Annotated in this window: 1 protein-coding gene; it reads left to right on the top strand. The window is 61.7% G+C overall.

The annotated features are described in order from the left end of the window. Positions 1-327 precede the first annotated feature (327 nt). A partial coding sequence (locus tag AC1DVH_RS31685; protein ID WP_477757101.1) for a hypothetical protein occupies positions 328-1,041 on the top strand: 714 nt, incomplete at its 3' end.

Here is a 1,041-nt window from a genome sequence, read left to right on the forward strand (position 1 = left end):
GTTCAACAGACGGCGCGGGGACCCACGAAGATCCGTCGCCGCCTGACAACACACCCGGTGCGATGCAAGTCGCACCGGGTTCTTTTTTGCCTGCGTTTTTTCAGGTGGACCGCGTTATCGTTAGGCCCTATCTGTCACCCCAAAAACTGCAGAATCAACCATGGCGGATTGGCCCCATCGCGGGATGCCCAAAAAATCGTATGCGCAAAGACCTTTCGCACAATTTCCAAAGGGCTCGAATTTTGTATACAAAATTCACATACACATAAAGCAATCTACCCGATGCAATGTTACCGTTGCCACCTCACTCAGGTCGGAGACGTGCGCGTGTTGATCCTTAAACTGCTGGTGATTCCAGGCTTCCTGCTACTGATTTCCCTGGCTGGTAAACGCTGGGGGCCGAGCGTGGCCGGCTGGTTATCGGGGTTGCCGGTGGTGGTCGGGCCGATTCTGTTGTTCCTCGCCCTCGAACAAGGCGAGGCGTTCGCTGCGCAATCGGCCACCGCTGCGCTGTCGGCCATGTTCGCGATGATTGCGTTTTGCGTGACCTACGCCCAGATCGCACAACGGGCCGGGTGGCCGCTGGCGTTGCTGATCTCGCTGTCGGTCTGGGCGCTGGTGGCGATTGCCCTGTCGCTGATTCCGGCATCCCTGGTGTTTTCGGTGTGCGCCGCCGCCACCGCGTTGCTCGCCGCGCCGTACCTGTTCCCCACCGTGCAACCGGTGCTCAGCGGCCCGGCACCGAAATCCGACAAGCTCTTGCTGCGCATGGGGGCCGGTGCATTGCTCACGCTGGTCGTGACGCTGCTGGCCAGCACCGTCGGCGACCGCTGGAGCGGCCTGCTGGCGGTGTTCCCGGTATTGGGTAGCGTGATGGCGGTGTTCTCCCAGCAAACCCGTGGCCCGGCCTTTACCGCCGCGTTGCTACGCGCCACCGCCACCGGCATGTACTCGTTCGCCGCCTTCTGCCTGGTGTTGGCGCTGGCCCTGCCGACGATGGGAATGAACGCTTTTGTGCTGGGCATCGCGGTATCCGTGGCC

The organism is Pseudomonas sp. P4_C3 (assembly GCF_056402075.1).